This is a genomic window from Methanomassiliicoccaceae archaeon DOK, from assembly GCA_009911715.1.
In the GTDB taxonomy this organism is placed as follows: domain Archaea; phylum Thermoplasmatota; class Thermoplasmata; order Methanomassiliicoccales; family Methanomethylophilaceae; genus Methanoprimaticola.
The window spans coordinates 1,147,494-1,162,013 of record CP047880.1; the positions used below are offsets into that span (position 1 = coordinate 1,147,494).

General features: G+C 58.6%; 21 protein-coding genes. All 21 read left to right on the plus strand.

Features of this window, described 5'->3' with window-relative positions:
• Window position 1 precedes the first annotated feature (1 nt).
• The 21 genes from JS82_05945 (at window position 2) to JS82_06045 (ending at window position 14,396) form a co-directional block, all read left to right on the plus strand.
• Window positions 2-337 (plus strand): hypothetical protein, encoded by a 336-nt coding sequence (locus JS82_05945; GenBank protein ID QHK17671.1) that lies wholly within the window; start codon window positions 2-4, stop codon window positions 335-337.
• 326 nt (window positions 338-663) lie between these two features.
• Window positions 664-852: a hypothetical protein gene (locus tag JS82_05950; protein QHK17672.1), complete on the plus strand. Its 189-nt coding sequence runs from the start codon at window positions 664-666 to the stop codon at window positions 850-852.
• A complete protein-coding gene (locus JS82_05955) occupies window positions 849-1,730 on the plus strand; it encodes a hypothetical protein (GenBank protein ID QHK17673.1) in 882 nt (293 codons plus the stop codon). Before JS82_05950 ends, JS82_05955 begins: the two co-directional genes overlap by 4 nt.
• Window positions 1,727-2,644 (plus strand): hypothetical protein, encoded by a 918-nt coding sequence (locus tag JS82_05960; GenBank protein ID QHK17674.1) that lies wholly within the window; start codon window positions 1,727-1,729, stop codon window positions 2,642-2,644. Before JS82_05955 ends, JS82_05960 begins: the two co-directional genes overlap by 4 nt.
• Window positions 2,641-3,009 carry a hypothetical protein gene (locus JS82_05965; GenBank protein QHK17675.1) on the plus strand — a complete coding sequence of 123 codons (369 nt, stop codon included), beginning with the start codon at window positions 2,641-2,643 and terminating at the stop codon, window positions 3,007-3,009. Before JS82_05960 ends, JS82_05965 begins: the two co-directional genes overlap by 4 nt.
• Window positions 3,009-4,385: a hypothetical protein gene (locus tag JS82_05970; GenBank protein QHK17676.1), complete on the plus strand. Its 1,377-nt coding sequence runs from the start codon at window positions 3,009-3,011 to the stop codon at window positions 4,383-4,385. Before JS82_05965 ends, JS82_05970 begins: the two co-directional genes overlap by 1 nt.
• A gap of 86 nt (window positions 4,386-4,471) precedes the next feature.
• A complete protein-coding gene (locus tag JS82_05975; protein QHK17677.1) occupies window positions 4,472-5,329 on the plus strand; it encodes a hypothetical protein in 858 nt (285 codons plus the stop codon).
• 75 nt (window positions 5,330-5,404) lie between these two features.
• Complete coding sequence (locus JS82_05980; GenBank protein ID QHK17678.1) at window positions 5,405-6,181, plus strand: hypothetical protein; 777 nt, start codon at window positions 5,405-5,407, stop codon at window positions 6,179-6,181.
• A gap of 4 nt (window positions 6,182-6,185) precedes the next feature.
• On the plus strand, window positions 6,186-6,656 hold the full coding sequence (locus tag JS82_05985; GenBank protein ID QHK17679.1) for a hypothetical protein: 471 nt from the start codon (window positions 6,186-6,188) through the stop codon (window positions 6,654-6,656).
• Between the two features lies 1 nt (window position 6,657).
• A complete protein-coding gene (locus JS82_05990) occupies window positions 6,658-7,062 on the plus strand; it encodes a hypothetical protein (GenBank protein ID QHK17680.1) in 405 nt (134 codons plus the stop codon).
• The gene (locus tag JS82_05995) at window positions 7,059-7,790 is read left to right on the plus strand and encodes a hypothetical protein (protein QHK17681.1); all 732 of its coding nucleotides are present in this window, start codon (window positions 7,059-7,061) and stop codon (window positions 7,788-7,790) included. Before JS82_05990 ends, JS82_05995 begins: the two co-directional genes overlap by 4 nt.
• Window positions 7,772-8,200 carry a hypothetical protein gene (locus JS82_06000; protein ID QHK17682.1) on the plus strand — a complete coding sequence of 143 codons (429 nt, stop codon included), beginning with the start codon at window positions 7,772-7,774 and terminating at the stop codon, window positions 8,198-8,200. Before JS82_05995 ends, JS82_06000 begins: the two co-directional genes overlap by 19 nt.
• Window position 8,201: 1 nt before the next feature.
• Window positions 8,202-8,876, plus strand: a complete 675-nt coding sequence (locus JS82_06005; protein ID QHK17683.1) for a hypothetical protein — start codon at window positions 8,202-8,204, stop codon at window positions 8,874-8,876.
• Entirely contained in the window at window positions 8,873-9,637 is a 765-nt protein-coding gene (locus tag JS82_06010) for a hypothetical protein (GenBank protein ID QHK17684.1), read from the plus strand. The genes JS82_06005 and JS82_06010 overlap by 4 nt, the downstream gene beginning before the upstream one ends.
• Window position 9,638: 1 nt before the next feature.
• Complete coding sequence (locus tag JS82_06015; GenBank protein QHK17685.1) at window positions 9,639-10,448, plus strand: hypothetical protein; 810 nt, start codon at window positions 9,639-9,641, stop codon at window positions 10,446-10,448.
• A complete protein-coding gene (locus JS82_06020) occupies window positions 10,393-11,403 on the plus strand; it encodes a hypothetical protein (protein QHK17686.1) in 1,011 nt (336 codons plus the stop codon). The genes JS82_06015 and JS82_06020 overlap by 56 nt, the downstream gene beginning before the upstream one ends.
• The gene (locus JS82_06025) at window positions 11,400-12,167 is read left to right on the plus strand and encodes a hypothetical protein (GenBank protein ID QHK17687.1); all 768 of its coding nucleotides are present in this window, start codon (window positions 11,400-11,402) and stop codon (window positions 12,165-12,167) included. Before JS82_06020 ends, JS82_06025 begins: the two co-directional genes overlap by 4 nt.
• Window positions 12,164-12,520 carry a hypothetical protein gene (locus tag JS82_06030; protein QHK17688.1) on the plus strand — a complete coding sequence of 119 codons (357 nt, stop codon included), beginning with the start codon at window positions 12,164-12,166 and terminating at the stop codon, window positions 12,518-12,520. The genes JS82_06025 and JS82_06030 overlap by 4 nt, the downstream gene beginning before the upstream one ends.
• Window positions 12,521-12,598: 78 nt before the next feature.
• Window positions 12,599-13,927 (plus strand): hypothetical protein, encoded by a 1,329-nt coding sequence (locus tag JS82_06035; protein ID QHK17689.1) that lies wholly within the window; start codon window positions 12,599-12,601, stop codon window positions 13,925-13,927.
• Window positions 13,924-14,187, plus strand: coding sequence for a hypothetical protein (locus JS82_06040; GenBank protein ID QHK17690.1), 264 nt, complete (start codon window positions 13,924-13,926; stop codon window positions 14,185-14,187). The genes JS82_06035 and JS82_06040 overlap by 4 nt, the downstream gene beginning before the upstream one ends.
• Window positions 14,184-14,396, plus strand: coding sequence for a hypothetical protein (locus JS82_06045; protein QHK17691.1), 213 nt, complete (start codon window positions 14,184-14,186; stop codon window positions 14,394-14,396). The genes JS82_06040 and JS82_06045 overlap by 4 nt, the downstream gene beginning before the upstream one ends.
• Window positions 14,397-14,520: the final 124 nt, after the last annotated feature.

Here is a 14,520-nt window from a genome sequence, read left to right on the forward strand (position 1 = left end):
AATGGATCTGACTATCAACATGTCCGTGCCCGAGTCGGCATTCCTGTGGTTCGCTGTACTGGCGATAATCGTCGGGGTGCTGCTGGCCTACGGCTCGTGGAGGATGTGGCAGAACGGGCAGACGCCCGTCGCCATCCTCCTGATCGGAACGCTGCTGATGCTGGTGAATCCGTTCCTGGGCATCGCCGTGATGCTGATCGCAGCGGTGATCGTCTCTATCGGCGGGGACATCCCCAATGGTCTGCTGACCGTGGTTCTGACTGTCGTGGCGTACGTGCTGGCCATGATTCTGACCACCGTAGTCACCGGGGCGGCGTGTCTCATAGCCGGAGTGTGAGCCCTCGTACAGTTCATGACCGTATCCAGACCCGAAGCAGAAACCCGGAGGACATTGAACAACAGAATATACGGAAAGAACAGGAAGAGAATAGTCAACAGGAACCGTAGGCGGATCTTCTTATCCAAGAAGCCTCGCCCACAACCCTCTGAAGTCCAACAAAACAGATTTGATATCATAACACCATATGGAGACTCGAAAATGACCTTCAATGAACTGATCTTGACTGCGACAACGGCACCCATGATGGATGGCCACGTCGGAGTCAAGCAATGGCATCTCTGACCACAGTTGCGACTGGAATAGTCGGGGCTGTCTTCTGTATTGTGCTTTTCGCATGGTCCGGATACGACTTGGAAGCCACGCTATCGTTCCTCCATGGCAACTGGTCCACCGTTCTGCTCGCCATACAGGTGATGGTCGTCTACGTCCTAGCCGCGTCCGGCCACAGGCTTGGTGGACTGATAGTGCTAGGCACCGCCATGGTGACGATCATGGGCAAGGTGATCGCATGACAGACTGGGTGACGCTCATGTTGCCTTTCGCCACGGTCGCTCTGGCACTGGCCAGCTATTTCATCGGCATACGCGTCCGTGATGCGGCGCATTGCATGGTTCCGCTCAACGACCCCGTGTCAGTGACGCTGCTCACCGTGTCGTGCGTAATGCCAGTGCTCATGTGGACCTTGTTCGATGTCCCATTCTCCAGCGACGTCTGGATACAGTACGCCGCACTGGCCGTCGGCTTCTGGGGCGGGTACTTGATCGGCTACTGCTCCGTGGGAGCCGATGTGGTGTACATCAGCGTCCACGACATCGTGGAGCGCACCCAGGACGTCTACCCTATAGTCCGCTACAGGAACCGCGAGGGACGCCAATGCTGGCAGCCCCAGTCCTTTCGCAAGATATGCCGTTCGATGATTTTCCACATCGACAACCCATTGGACCTCTCCGCGGTCCAGCGCACACGTCGTGTGACGTGCAAGCAGGCGTACCATATGGTCAATGAGGCCGATGCTATAGACGTGGCCGGAATGCAGGTAGAGGAGTACGACCGCAAACTGTGGAGATTCAACTGCCGCATCGAATTCAGGCACTACACGCCGGTTCCCTATTGCACCGACGCCCCGTACGACTGGATCCTCAACGCGAACAAATATGAGGACCTCTTCATGGAATACGCCAGGCTCCAGACGTCGGCGATAGATTCCGCCGCCGAACTCAACGTGGCGATGGTCAAGGGCGGAGGCCTCGCGCTGTCTGCGATGGCATCGAAGAACCCAGATGAACTTTTCATGAAGGAACTGGGCATCCGCCTGGAGGACATGGTCTCCGACAGGGCTAGAGAGAGGCGCGCCGCCAATAGGCGGGCCATGGAGGAGGCTGACGAATGAACGTCGAACCCCGTCCGATCATCCACCCGATACCAGACGATAACACCTCCGAGGCCATCATGTACGGTCCGGCGTACAAATACGCCAAGTCGTCCAAATGGTATCTTGACGAACTGGAGGAGAACGCCGACGCACGTGTCGAGGAGCTCATCGACCAGATCATCGACCTGGAATGGGCGGCCATGGTGATGAACCGCAACCCCGGACTCATCTTCGCCAGGAACCCGCCTGTTTCGAATCCCGACAAGATACGTGATCTGTGGACGCTCCGCCAGATCGTCAACTACGGTTCGTCGAAACCGATGATAGAGGTATTCCGCACCACTTCCCGCCTTTACTCGACGATGCAGGGTGTGGACCAGCACGCCCAGCAGTACATCCGCGAAGGCGTCACCGAGCCCCTGTGGAAATCCGCCACGATAGGGTTCAACGTGCCGATCGAGTACGAGACAGTCCGCACGATCAAGAATCTGGAGTACCGCACATCCGTGGACGGCCTTGAGGCTTACTACTACGACATGGACTCAGACGAACGGAGACGTGAAGCCGACAGGATAGAAAAAGAGGCGAGGGACTACGCCAGGTCATTCGACGACGGGGACGAGGTGGAACCTAGATCCGTGCCGGAGTTCGACATATACCGCGAATACGACGTAGCCGACGAAGTATCAGACGATGATGTCACTTCGGACGACTACTGGACGGATGAGCCCTCCGATGAGGAGATATACGTCCCCGTGCCGTCGTCACCGCTCTTCGATGCGGTGATCAACATTGCATACTGGCTCTCATACAATCCGGTGCACGACTTCCTCATAGCTTTGGAGGAGTTCGCCGAAATATTGCCTCGGCCGGAGATACAGGCCACGACGTCCGTACTCTCCAAGTTCAGGTCCATGGGGGCGAGGACATGACCGAGGCACACGACTCCAAGGCGTTGCTCTACAAGGACACCGTGCAGCCGATGAACCAGGCGTACAACGAACTCCTGGCCTTCTACAGCCAGGGGGACACCCGCGCCGCGTATCTGAAGACGTTCGAGCTCGCACTCTCGCTGAACTGCCCGAACAGGATGCTGTGGCAGTTCCCGGAATACAAGCAACTGGAGGCGAAAGCACCGTTGCCCAAGGACCCGCGCATCCGCATCGACCCGGACCAGTTCTACAACTACATGATGGTCTACGAGCAGGTGATGCGCGAAGTCGGGCTGATCGACAAGGATCCGATGGAAATCCAGAAAGTACAGATGGTGGGCCTCTTCGACATGGGGGATGAATGATGGACGAATCGCTGGACATGTACTTCGCATCAGTGTTTAGGCCCGGTTCCGTGCTGCTCACAAGCGGTTTCAAGGGAGGCGGCAAGTCGCACACCGCCGTGGCCATAGGCGAACGCCTGGTGAAAGGCTGCTACCCGTCCGTGGGAAAGGTTGTGATGGTCACTAACATGATCTTCTTCCACAAGGTCAACGGCCAGATAGTCGAGGAGCCCCCTCCTGGAGTGTACCACATCACGACGATGATGGAGCTCTTCCCGCTGATAGTCGATATCATCGAGGAGCACGGGCGCGATGTAGTCATACTGATGGTCTTGGACGAGGCTCAGAACTTCGTGGGAGGTGACAGCAACCAGACCAACGCATCAGTCATGATGAAGGAGTTCCTGGGGACAATCAGGAAGTTCCGTCTCGTTGTCTGGTTTCTCACACCTTCGGCAAAAGGCATCGGCCCCGCGTTCAGGAACTTCCTCAACGATCCGAAGTACCCTGGCAACCTCACATGCAAGCTCAAGAAAGACCTTGCCGCCAACCAACGGTACATCGAGGCCAACCGCCTTCCGTACAAGCCGCGCGAACTGATGCTTATCAAGGCGTACGATTCGGAGCCCAGGTTCCTGCGCGTGCCCGTCACCGAATGGACGGGGACACTGGACACGCTGGTGGAGGGCGGTTATTGTTACGATCACGAGGCGTCGGCGACGTTCTACGTCGGCGACGGATTCGACTGGGAGAAGTTCAACCGTACGATCGGCGGAGTTTCATCCGTGAACGTGCTGAATACGATCCGCTCGTACTACGCCGCGAACCATCCCGACGGAGTGGGTTCTGGAACGGCTCCGGTTCCGAAACCGGAAATGGTTAGGAGACTCACACAGGTCGAGATTGCCGTCAACATGCTCAACAAGGGGATGTCCGAGAGAGACGTCGCCGAGAAGGTGGGGCTTACTCGTAACGCGCTGCGTTACCGCATCGAATCGGCTGGATATGTCCGGGTGTGTCAACAGACGTCGAAAGGTGTCGAGAAGTGTTGGTTGCTTTCCGATAACGACAATCGTTGTATACAACCGCAAACGGATGTAGCCAGCGTCGGTGGTGGTTGTTTGAAGAAGGGTGGTTTTTCGTCCCCTATATATATCTCTAGGGAAACCCCGGAAAATCACGGCATTCATGGTTCTCTAAGAACCAAACCGGTTCCTTCCAAGGGAACTTCTGACCCGTCCTCTTCTGGTGATGGCGACCCGTGCCGCGACACATCACACCATCCCTCTTCCGACGCTAACGAACACGTCGGGGATTCGCGCCGCATCCCCGACGGAAGATATTCTGTAGACGAGTTGGCAGAGGCGGTGCACTGGTGCATAGGAGGAGGTACATGAGGTTCGGAAGACAGAAAGATCCGGACATTGTGGTTGTCCGGAGGAAATTGAGGACATACAGGATACCCGTAGATGAAGATGGATTAGTGCCCGACTGGGCCCTGGTGTCGAGATTCCAGGAGAAGGGGCGGTGGAACGACCTTGAGGACGGCTCCCAGATAGTGGTCCCTTCGGGACGCACACCAAAGGAGATCGTTGATTGGTGGGCCAACCCGTCGCTGTACGATATCGACGGCATAGACACACCGGACAGCCCGTACTACGACGTTTCAAGCGTGCCGGAGAACCAGAAACGTGTCCAGCGCAAGATTGCCGTGCTGGCCGACAGGGACGAACAGGCACGCATCCGTCACATCCTGGCCGAATCGTTCACAGTGGACGAGCTGGAAACCATGACGAGGAACGGAAGCTTCGTCATCCGCACTGTCCCCAGCATGGGCGACGCCACAGGCTGCTATTTCCGCAAGCAGAACGGCGTGGAGATCCCGCTAATAGTGCTGGAGAGGAACACCACGCCCGACGGCGTGGTTCACGAGGTGGTGCATCACATACGCGCTGTCGATCCGGACAGAAGAGGCATTCTCCGCACATCCTACCCCAGCACCAGAAAAGGCCGTCTGAAGGACTGGACATTCGACCACATGCCCAAGCGCCGTCAAGACAGGATCCTGGAGGAAGAGGAGAGATTGACAGTCGCCGAGACCGTCGCCAGAACGAGCCTGGACAGGAGCCAGTCCGGGTACTACGACGGCGTGCGCGGGATGGATCCGCGCGACGCATACCTGGCAGACAGGTATATTCTCACCGACACGGACCCGGATATTCCCCAGTCCGAGGTACCGAGGCTCAAGGGGAGAGCTGCGCGCGTGGCCGTGCTTCACGGCTACGACGCATCACTCATCGGACGCGCAGAAATCCTTTCGAGGAACGTACGCAAGAGGTGACTGGCTCATGGTGATTGATCTGGACAGCAAGCCCAGGACGCGGGGCAACCGCGCGTTCGTGATAGAGATGAGAGAATGCCCAGAGAGTATTCCAACCTGGAGTATCGGAACTCCATCGACCAGATCAACCAGAGGAACCGTGACCTCGAAGACAAGCTGGCCGACCAGGACAGACTGAAGAAAGAGATGAGGAAGGCCAACGCGAAGCAGCGCAAGCTCAACCGCCGCAACGCGAAGAACAGAGCCAAGGAGGCAATCCAGGCCACTGGGTGGACTGGCCCCGCGCTTATAGTCCTCAACGAGAAGAACCAGCAGATCGGCTACGTTAGTGAAGGCAGGATATACACCTCGGTCAACGGCCCCAGACCTCAATCGAACCTGGCCCATCCCAACGTGGCATCCCGCAATGTCAAGCAGTCGTGGACCCTCCCTGATTGCGAAATCCAGGAGGTCCCCATGGGCAACGGGGCCAAGTGCTTCGACGTATACATGAAGAAGGGTGGACACACCCGTGTCCAGCGCCTGTATCCGCTCAGTCTTGAAGAGGAGGAGGCGGTCATCAAGGCGCTCAAGAACGGGGCATCTCCTGTCGCCAACGCATGGGACGACGGGAGGGGCGTGCCGATCTCATGGGAGAACGCAACCCCTATGGGCGGACCAAGGGCCGGTTCCAAATCCAGCAAGTGCATCAAGAAGAAGCCCACCGACAAGCCCAAGCCGAAGCAGACCTCTCAGGCGAACTCCTGTATCAAGAAGAAGCAGAAACTGCCCCAGAAACCCGCTTCGAAGCCGGCCCAGCCCAATCAGCGCAGGAAATCCGCCAACGTATCGAATAACAAGGCAAGGAGGTAAGGCGATGGGCGACTACAACGGATGGGCGAACCGTCCGACATGGGCGCTGTACACCGGCATCACCAGCTACGAGACGGAGTTGAAACGCGTCAGGGGATGGTTCTCCCAGGCGGCTGCCCAGCGCCTTACGTACGACGACGCTGTTGATCTGGCAGCTGAACGCCTGGAGGACAAGGTCTACGACCTCTACGACAGAGCACTCTACCAGGCCAACCCGGTCATCCGCGACATGCTCATCCATCCTCCGAACGAGACCGCCGTGGACTACCAGCGGATAGTGACGATGATCGTCGGCAAGAACGACTACGAAAAGCTTCTGCCCGCCAGTGCCAGACAGTCCGATGCCTGTATCAGGAAGAGACAGAAGCATGCTCATCAACCTGCTCAGTCGAACCAAGAGAGGAAATCCAAACCGAGGGACGTCGAGGGACAGCTCACCTGCAAGCCAAAGGGTTCCGCCGACAGGAGGCATTGACATGGCCACGTACACGGCAGATGTGAGCATCATGCTCCGCAACGTAAGGATCGAGGCCGACTCCGAGACAGAGGCAGAGAGACACATAGAATTCGCTATCGGGGACTGGCTGGACGACTTCGTCCCACTGGACCCGGAAGGAAGCAGGGTCGACGTCTCCAACATCGACGAGGACGATGACTACGCAGAGGATTGGAACCGCAGATCCAGGACCAGCTCCAACGGATGCAAAACCGGTACTAGGCAGTGCAGGGGCGGGACATCCAACAATCGCAGGCCTGTCCACGGATCGAAACCACGTTCCTGCAACGCATCGAAATCCCCGAAGAGGAGTTGCAACAGACAGCCGAGGGACGTCAACGGGAGGTTCGTCAAGAAACCGAGGAACGGGGGCGGAAGGAGATGATCGACAACTTCGGGGGAAGGCTCGGAAGGCTCATCGTCCAGGAGGACCCGGAGCACTGGGAGGACGTACTCAGTGAATTAGTCACAAGCGGGATGACCAAGACCCAGGCGGTAAACGAGCTCAGAGGTTTCCTCGCATCGGGGGCAAGCGGTGCCGCCACCCGTGTCCGCGGAAGCAGTCTGGAGAAGCATCTCGCACAGCTGGGAGCCCAATGCTACGCCGAGTCCTCTGATTCGAGGAACGATGCCAAGAGCTTGGTCGACGCCAACTGGGAAGCCTACAAGTCGGAGGCCGAGAGGAAATCCACGAAGCCTAAGGCTTCGAGGAACGTGTCGTCCGGCGTCATCCGTTCGCTAGCCAATGAGATCGCCGACCTCATGTACTACTCGGATGACAGGAGGTACGGACGCTTCGACACATGGGACGAGGGCATCGGACGCATCCAGGACCTTCTCAATACGAAATCCGGAAGGGACGAACTCGTCGCCTACATGCAGAGATGCATCGATCAGGACTCATTCAGCAGCGATGACGCCGAATCCGCATCACAGCTGATCGGGGAGATACGCTCGATTGGGAGCGCTATGTCCGACGCCTATAGCAAGAAGACATCGAAGAGGTCCAAGACCCAGACGATCCGGAACCGCTCCAGGACCGAGAAGCCCACCGGCAATCCGGGGAAGACTTCCGGTGACAGCAGGAGGCGCCGATGCCGACAATCCCCCTGAAAACAGTCTCCGAACTTTACCGGAAGGCGTCGAATAAGCGGGACTGGTGGCACAACGGCGGTCGTGACTACTCCGCGTACATGTTCGCGGACGGCCAGTTCCTACTGGCGCACGACGGATCGGTCATCTTCGACTACGACCCACGCAAGGGCACGTATGCCGTGTCAGGCTCGACACCGGCGGACCGCGACGCCATCGATTCGATGTTCCGCATACTCGGGATCAGAGATGCGGCGTCGAACCTCAACGGTCCGATCTCGCTGAAGAACGGGCGCGTGCAGGGGAGATTGGCATCCCAGAACAAGCCCTCCAGGCCGTCGGCCAAGCCTACATCGTCCAGGAACAGGCCCAGGAAGGCCAACGGGCAGTTCGCCAAGAGACCGGGACAGTCTCAGAACAGGAGAAAGTGACATGGTCAGTATCAGCAAGAAACTGGCCCAGATGGGCTACGACCTGTTAACGGACATGCGCGCCATGCACCATGATGGCGAGATGCACTACGTCGTCGGTACCGACGGCAAAGGCTACGTGGTTTTCCGGGCGGCACCCGTTGGCAAGGACGTCTCTCTGTCCGCGATCTCATGGTACGCGAACCTGGAGAACGCAGTCTCCTACGCCCACGATCTGACGGAATGGTGGAAAGCCTACGGCTCCGCCGAACCAGACAGGTTGTGGGGCGGATACTCCGACGACAAGAAGGTTAAGGATGACCGTCCGAAGGCATTCGGGAACAGAAGAGGGAGCAGCGGCCACCTGGCCGGGAACTACTCCAAGAGGCCCAAGCAGAAGGTCGGCAGCAACTCGGCCCCCAATCTCGCCTTCCGCTTGGTGAACCTCTACCGCAGCGTCGACCCGTACGAGTTCGAAGACCAGTACGGGAACGATCTTCAGCGGGCCTTCAGCGACACACTCGCCGGACTGTCGACACCAGAAGGCGTCGATGCCGCCATAGGCGTCCTGGATGACATCGACAGGCTGGACGACCCCGACATGGAGAGGGAGCGCGTCGCCCTCAGGTACGAACTGATGAGCCTCCACCAGGAAATGGGGCCCGTAGGCTCAAGGAACAGGAGGTCCAGGAGATGAAATGGGACCGCGACAGTTACGAGAAGGCCAACTTCGACCTCGGAGTGCTGGGGACGGGACTGGCAGTCGCTTCCCTGGCTCTGGCACTGAACAAGAAGAGCGGCTCCAGACGGAATCCCGACACCGCTTTCAAGTTCAGGAAGGTCCGCAACCAGGGCCGCTGGGTTCTCGGCGATTCGGATTGCGAGAATCCGTACTGGTTCGAGGCCGAATCAAGCCCTGATGGAAGGATCGTCGTCGTATGGAGTCTCGGCATAGGCCAGAAAGAGGTCCGCGGCGTCTACGATGCGCCGGACATCAAGACGGCGGCGATAATGGCCGAGAACATAGTCACCGACCACGTCCCAACGTTCTGGATTCCGGAAATGAGGCCCTACAAGCGTAGCTTCAAGGACGATTGGTACGAGGAGGGCATGGGGCCGAACTGCCCCAACTGCGGGGCGTATGAGCAAGTCCGCGGTCTCGGAGAGAGAGGGCTGTACGTATGCTTGAGGTGCGGATGTGCCTTCGACCGCGACAGGGAACGGATCATTTGGGACAGATGGGACCATGATGCGTTCGACAGGTACCGCAAGGAGACCGAGTCGAAGCGCTCCGAGACCTACTCCAGAGGGTGTATGCCCATCGGCGTCACCGAATCTGGACACCGCGCCTACGTCACGCCCGAGGCCTTTGACTCCCTGCACTACTCGCTGCTGGTCGATTACGATAACCCGAAAGACAGGAGACGCATCCTATCCTTCTCCAGGAGGGGACGTTGACATGAGGACTGTACCGATCTACAAACGTCCCCGCAACCCACACTTCCCGGAGACACTACCCATCCCCAGGAAGGGGTTCATCTATCATGGCGAGTACTTCAAGACGCTGGGGGACGCCCGCTATCTGAGCGACTGCGGCCCCAGCGGAGTGTACACGGCCGACGGCGTTGACGACATAGGTCGTCCGTGCCGCTATTACTTCGATGTGAGCTACCGCGACATAGATGCGGCGAAGAACGGGAAGCTGTTGTGGGGCAGGTCGTTCTCGGACATGGAGCGCCTCTCCGACGCGGCGTGGGAGACCCGCGCCAGGAAGGGCACGTTCAACATCGATCCGACCTTGGAGCCGTCCGACGTCCGTTCGATGGATTACCTCCGCGACTTCTACACGACCAGATACCCATGGACGGCACCGTATCTGAATGATCCGGAGGTGTGGTCCTGGATATGCGACTACTACGGATACCTGGCATGGAACGAGCACGGAAACCAGCCGTCGCTGGTCGAGGACGCCGGAGAGGGCTACATGGCGTCTCTGGTCATGGATCTGGTGAGGTCGTGTGATTCTAACTACACCTACTATCTGACGAACGGCGGAGACGTCGATTCGCTAGACGATACTGAACGCTCACTGCTCGACAGGCGTGTTGGGATCCAGAAGAGGTACGGCGTGAAGCCGGACTGGAAGGTACCCCGCAACATGCGTTCCGGGAAGTCACGTTCGATGAACAAACGTTCGTTCTGGAGGCGTCGATATGTTCCGCATCGTGAGGAAACGCGACGGTCCGTCCGTACGCATCCTCGTCGATGATGACGGCTACGTACCTTTCGAAGAGATGGGAGCTAGGCACCATGCTCGTCCGCTGCGCGCGCAGCGCATGGACGATCTCAGGACATCGATGGTGGTCGAGAGCCGTTTCATCACCCCAGATAAGGCTGTCGCATGGTGGACTAACCCCGGAAGGTCCGATATCGAGGGCATCGACGCCCCCGCAAAACAGCAGATTATCATCCCGCCGGCGAAGGCTGACGTGAGTAGCCTTGGAGGGTTCTTCTCCGGACTAATGCCTAGTAGGTCCACCTATGGCGACCTTCCATGGCTGTCCGATCTAGAGCTGGCCGAAGCCATGGCCAGGAACGGGGGCCTCAGACCCGGGATGGCCAGGGCGTACGCGGACGGCTCGTATGACGAATTTTACAGACATTTCATGGGAGGAGAAGAGATGGATTCTTTCAACAGGAGATGCGGAAGTGGGCCCCTGGCCCGCCACGCGTCATACTCTACGGACTCCTCATCGTACTTCTACAGCCAGGAGACAGGCAAGAACTACACGGCGACGCCCCAGGGCATCGACATGTACGCCGACGACCTGGCCCGGAAGCAGGATGGGGTTGACAGGGACGGGCTCAAAAGCCACGTCCGTAACATGATGGATGACACCAGAGTGATCAGATCGCACGGAGCCCACGACGTGCTCCGTGTGGGCGGTTCCAATTTCTCGAAGGACCGCAAAGCACCGATAAGGTCCAACAACCCCCGGCGCGACTCCAGACCCGCCTTCGCATCGGCTGAGACAGGCGCGGAGTACCCACTCACCACAGCCGGGATAAAGCAGTACCTAGAGGACTACGAAGAATGGATTGGTGTGCTCACAGGACGCACGGAGATTGCGAAACGTCTGAAGAATATGCTACCTCCAGTGCCCGGCTACGCCGTGGACGTGGATATCGCCGATCTGCACGATTCGCTGGAGGTGCTGAGATGAGCAAGAGGAAGACTGAGAAGATCCCGACGGATGCGGACGGTTTCGTGAACCCGGACTATCTGATCGAGTTCGAATCCAAACGCAACCAGAAGTCAAGACTGACTGATGAAATGAAGATCGCCGGCACAGTGTTCGCCCCTCTAGTGACTGTCAAGCAGGCGGGGCAGTGGATGAACCGTCCCAACAGATACGACATCGCAGGCATAGACGCCCCGATGGAGGTCGCCAACGTTCCCGTGGGAGGGTTCCCCCGGAAGAAGAAAAAGAGGGTCAGGCATCCAAACGGCCCCACATACTCCCAGGCGTTCTGGGACTCCCTGGACTGGGAGAACGATCCCGTCGGTGCATCGAGAATGGCCGCCATGGCCATGGAGGTGGAAAAACACGGACTCACAGAGGACATGCGTGCGCTCCTTGAGGACGACGCTTATGGCGAGGTCATGGGCTCAGACCGCTGGAAACGCGACGACAGGGCAGCCGCGGAAGCCTACAGGAGGCACATGCTCTCCGACATGGGGATGATGGACTCCGCCAACCGTAGACACGCGTCCTTCGGTAGGAAACCGTACGAATGGGAGAAGCTCGCCGGCAACGTGTACACGATCCATGACGCCGAAGGTGACTACATCGACGTCACGAAACTAAAGGAGAAGGGCCCGGGATGGTTCGCTTGCGCGAACGCATGGGGTCTTCCGTACACCAAGTTCAAGACGAAGGAGGAGGCGATGGACTTCGCCGAATCGCTGATGGGGATGGGAAGATGAGACTGATGAACAAGAACGCCAATAGGAGGGACCTGAACCCGCCCGAGATGCTCCACCATGCCGCAAGACGGGGAACGGAGCTCATCGTTCTGGACGCCAGGTTCCCGCGCGCATCCTGTTGGGAACAGTGCGGGGAATGCGACACTGAGTTCGTGATGGCAGCATACCATCCGGAGGCGTGCCCCCACTGCGGTATGGCCGTCCTGCCGTGCAACATGTGCGACCCAGACACCGGGGACTGCCGCGACTGCCCATACGAGGCGATGTCGGGCAGGAGGATAGGCCCGGACCACCGCTCCAAGGACGAATTGGAGGGCGATTGGAACAGGAAAACCTTTGGGAGGAGAAGATGACTGAACCGATGACAAGTTGTCACCATGCACTGAACTGGACCGACACGCCTTCGTGGGCACTCTTCGGGTCTGGTTCGCATGGTGAAGAAGCTGAGACGCACCGAAGGCGGTTCCCCGATAATCGAGAACCGCTTCGAAATCGATTCCACCGGCACCGACTACGGTTACTTCGACACCAGGGGCGCCGCCGCTTATGTGGAGGACAAGGACGGTTTCTCGCACCGCGTCCCCATCGATTCCGACGGCAAGGTCCCATTGTTCGCCATCGTACAGCACTTCCTGGACATCGACATGGCCAGGAAGAAAGGGAGCCCGAGGAACATCGCAATAGACCTTCGCAAGCCGGCTAAGACCCTTCACCGGATACCCACAGGCGGGTTCACACCGGAGCAGATTGTCGCCACGGGATGGTGGGACGATCCCTCCAGCTGCGACATAGAGGGCCTGGACGACTCCACCAACGCGTACATGGGGTTCTGGGACAAGGTCGGGAAATCCGTCAGAACGAAGACTCCGAGGATAGCCGTCATCGGCACGCCTTCGGAGAGGGAGAAGATCATGACCGCCCTCTCCCAGAACTTCACCGGGAAGGAGCTGGAGTCCGCTGTCAAGGACGGCGGCATCGTCGTCATGGCAAGCCCCACCGGGAAGAGGGGCGTGGCCGGGTTCTACATGAGGAGGCAGGACGGCCTGGAGACCCCGGTGATAGTAGCAAAGTCCCTGGACGAGGACACCATCACCCACGAGTTCACCCATCACCTCAGACAGACCGATCCCAAGAGGGCCGGTTTCTCCAAGACACCGTACAACCTGGACGAGAACGGACGCATGGTCCGCGATAACGGCCTGAGTTACGAGTCATACTCCAACCTGGAGGAGGCTGCCACTGTGGCCGAGACGATCACGCGCACGCGCAAACCTGCAGAGGCGTGCGGATACTTCTGGTACCTTCACGGCACCGAGGAGGGACGCATCGGCCAGTCGGCGTACGACCACGACAGGGAGACGCTCCTGGAGAATGGCGGCGGTAAGGGCGGCCCGCTGCGCGGCAAGCGTGCCACCGACCGTGTCAACCAGCGCTTTTTGGATACCGACATCTCCAAGCTCAAGAACGGAGGAAAGGGAACCAGGGCGGACAGGATGGCCCGCCAACTGGCAGGCATCCCGGAGCCGAAGCCTGTGCCCAGCGACAAGCCGGGGGCGTGGAACCGCGTGACTGCGGGCCACTGGCAGACCAAGGACCTGAAAGGCGAGACGATTGACCTCTACAAGCCCGGATCCAAGGGGAATCAGACCCGCAAATGGAAACTGGAGTACGGCGACAGATCAGTCACGTTCTTCGACCGCAGCGATGCCGAACAGGAGGTTATCTGGCTTTTGGACAGGCAGAGGAGGGAGCTCGCATGATGTCGTGCCCCTACTGCGACTCCGACGACATACGCCTGAAGGAAGTCCTGAGACTGACCTTGCTCGATTTACAAAAAGACGGGAACTCCGTCGTGGAGATCAGGAGGGAGGTCTGCATGGAATGTCGCGAGACATCCTACGCGTACCGCGTATACAGTTCCGACGATTCTTTCGAATTCATACGCAGAGACCAGCTCAAGGCCAGGACTGGCATCAGGGCGAGGTCCGAGTTCGGAAATGCCAGGGGGTGGAGAGCATGAGCAGCAAGTGCTACCAGGATGTGCTACAGGCCGTGGTCGATGACTATTGTTCCAAGGCCGGGCTTGACAGGATCCTGGTCTCCAGAGGGGCGGAGACCGCCCTCCGGAGAATCATGGAGAACGAACCCGCGTCGACTGACCCGTCACTACCGTCGCTGAGAAGAGCTGTCATTGCCAGATTGTCATACTGCGCAAAGGTGATGGCATGATGCTGAAGCGGATCTAGAAAGTGTGCCAGTTCTGCAGGAAGAGCATACGTGTACATTCGAACAAGGTCAGCACGTGCGACAGGTACGACACCAATGTGATGCCGTGTTCATCATACAACAGACA

Coding starts and splice junctions, on each gene's coding strand:
- JS82_05945 (QHK17671.1), top strand. CDS start 2: ATGGATCTGACTATCAACATGTCCGTGCCCGAGTCGGCATTCCTGTGG.
- JS82_05955 (QHK17673.1), top strand. CDS start 849: ATGACAGACTGGGTGACGCTCATGTTGCCTTTCGCCACGGTCGCTCTG.
- JS82_05960 (QHK17674.1), top strand. CDS start 1,727: ATGAACGTCGAACCCCGTCCGATCATCCACCCGATACCAGACGATAAC.
- JS82_05965 (QHK17675.1), top strand. CDS start 2,641: ATGACCGAGGCACACGACTCCAAGGCGTTGCTCTACAAGGACACCGTG.
- JS82_05970 (QHK17676.1), top strand. CDS start 3,009: ATGGACGAATCGCTGGACATGTACTTCGCATCAGTGTTTAGGCCCGGT.
- JS82_05980 (QHK17678.1), top strand. CDS start 5,405: ATGCCCAGAGAGTATTCCAACCTGGAGTATCGGAACTCCATCGACCAG.
- JS82_05985 (QHK17679.1), top strand. CDS start 6,186: ATGGGCGACTACAACGGATGGGCGAACCGTCCGACATGGGCGCTGTAC.
- JS82_05990 (QHK17680.1), top strand. CDS start 6,658: ATGGCCACGTACACGGCAGATGTGAGCATCATGCTCCGCAACGTAAGG.
- JS82_05995 (QHK17681.1), top strand. CDS start 7,059: ATGATCGACAACTTCGGGGGAAGGCTCGGAAGGCTCATCGTCCAGGAG.
- JS82_06000 (QHK17682.1), top strand. CDS start 7,772: ATGCCGACAATCCCCCTGAAAACAGTCTCCGAACTTTACCGGAAGGCG.
- JS82_06005 (QHK17683.1), top strand. CDS start 8,202: ATGGTCAGTATCAGCAAGAAACTGGCCCAGATGGGCTACGACCTGTTA.
- JS82_06010 (QHK17684.1), top strand. CDS start 8,873: ATGAAATGGGACCGCGACAGTTACGAGAAGGCCAACTTCGACCTCGGA.
- JS82_06015 (QHK17685.1), top strand. CDS start 9,639: ATGAGGACTGTACCGATCTACAAACGTCCCCGCAACCCACACTTCCCG.
- JS82_06020 (QHK17686.1), top strand. CDS start 10,393: ATGTTCCGCATCGTGAGGAAACGCGACGGTCCGTCCGTACGCATCCTC.
- JS82_06025 (QHK17687.1), top strand. CDS start 11,400: ATGAGCAAGAGGAAGACTGAGAAGATCCCGACGGATGCGGACGGTTTC.
- JS82_06030 (QHK17688.1), top strand. CDS start 12,164: ATGAGACTGATGAACAAGAACGCCAATAGGAGGGACCTGAACCCGCCC.
- JS82_06035 (QHK17689.1), top strand. CDS start 12,599: ATGGTGAAGAAGCTGAGACGCACCGAAGGCGGTTCCCCGATAATCGAG.
- JS82_06040 (QHK17690.1), top strand. CDS start 13,924: ATGATGTCGTGCCCCTACTGCGACTCCGACGACATACGCCTGAAGGAA.
- JS82_06045 (QHK17691.1), top strand. CDS start 14,184: ATGAGCAGCAAGTGCTACCAGGATGTGCTACAGGCCGTGGTCGATGAC.